General features: G+C 69.0%; 1 protein-coding gene. It reads left to right on the top strand.

Annotated elements, in window-relative coordinates; all coding sequences use genetic code 11:
- Positions 1 to 133 precede the first annotated feature (133 nt).
- Positions 134 to 1,381, top strand: coding sequence for an IS256 family transposase (locus IEV65_RS15480; protein WP_188432352.1), 1,248 nt, complete (start codon positions 134 to 136; stop codon positions 1,379 to 1,381).
- Positions 1,382 to 1,432: the final 51 nt, after the last annotated feature.

The following is a 1,432-nucleotide window of genomic DNA, read 5'->3' as shown; positions in this document are numbered from 1 at the left end:
GAGTTGAGTCCCGCATAGTGGTGTAGCGCGGTAGCTGAGGTCGTCGTCTCCGGCGTGTTTGTCGGACGAGGACGCGGCCACCGCGTGATCCTTCGAGTGAACCTCTCACAGCACTCTCGAACGGAGTCACACGATGACCGCTCCTCACATTGTCGACCCTGCCGGCCTGCTTGGCGAAGCCCTGGCTGAGGCGAGTCCGGATCTGATGCGCCACCTGCTGCAGTCGATCATCAACGCGCTGCTGTCCGCGGACGCCGACGCTGTCGTGGGCGCCGAGTACGGCCGCCCCAGCACTGAGCGCCTCGCGCAGCGCAACGGCTACCGGCACCGCCCCCTGGACACCAGGGTGGGCACCTTGGACGTCGCGGTCCCCAAGCTGCGCAAGGGCACCTACTTCCCCGAGTGGCTGCTCGAGCGCCGCAAGCGGGCCGAGTCCGCGCTGATCACCGTCGTGGCCGACTGCTACCTGGCCGGCGTCTCCACCCGACGCATGGACAAGCTCGTCAAGACCCTGGGCATCGACTCGTTGTCCAAGTCCCAGGTCTCCCGCATGGCCACCGACCTGGACCAGCTGGTCGAGGAGTTCCGCCACCGACCCCTGGACCAGGCCGGGCCGTTCACGTTCGTCGCCGCCGACGCGCTGACGATGAAGGTCCGCGAGGGCGGGCGCGTCATCAACGCCGTCGTGCTGCTCGCCACCGGCGTCAACGGCGACGGGCACCGCGAGGTCCTCGGCACCCGCGTGGCCACCAGCGAGACCGGGTCGGCGTGGAACGAGTTCTTCGCCGACCTGGTCGCCCGCGGCCTGACCGGCGTGCGGCTGGTGACCTCTGATGCCCACGCCGGACTGGTCGAGGCCATCGCGGCCAACCTGCCCGGCGCCTCCTGGCAACGCTGCCGCACCCACTACTCGGCCAACCTGATGTCGGTGACGCCCAAGTCCATGTGGCCGGCGGTCAAGGCGATGCTGCACTCGGTGTACGACCAGCCCGACGCATCGGCGGTGCACGCCCAGTTCGACCGGCTCATCGACTACGTCACCGACAAGCTGCCCGCCGTCGCCGAGCACCTCGCCGGCGCCCGCGAGGACATCCTGGCCTTCACCACCTTCCCCAAGGACGTGTGGACCCAGATCTGGTCCAACAACCCCGCCGAGCGCCTCAACAAGGAGATCCGCCGCCGCACCGACGCCGTGGGCATCTTCCCCAACCGCGACGCCATCGTCCGGCTCGTCGGCGCCGTCCTGGCCGAGCAGACCGACGAATGGGCCGAAGGACGCCGCTACCTCGGACTCGAGGTCCTGGCCCGCTGCCGCGTCAACATCGTGCCCAGCACCGAACCCGAGATCGGAGCTGATGCCCTACCCGCACTGACCGCCTGACAACCCCTGCCGAAGGAGCACAGCGCTACACCACTACCCGGGACTTGACCC

The sequence above is a fragment of the Ornithinimicrobium tianjinense genome (assembly GCF_014636495.1).
GTDB classification, from domain to species: Bacteria; Actinomycetota; Actinomycetes; order Actinomycetales; family Dermatophilaceae; genus Ornithinicoccus; species Ornithinicoccus tianjinensis.
Note: the sequence above shows the minus strand (reverse complement) of the source record. Positions and strands in the feature narration are given on the sequence as shown.

Bases quoted from the DNA above. Each gene is read 5' to 3' on its own strand.
- IEV65_RS15480 (WP_188432352.1), top strand. From the start codon at position 134: ATGACCGCTCCTCACATTGTCGACCCTGCCGGCCTGCTTGGCGAAGCC.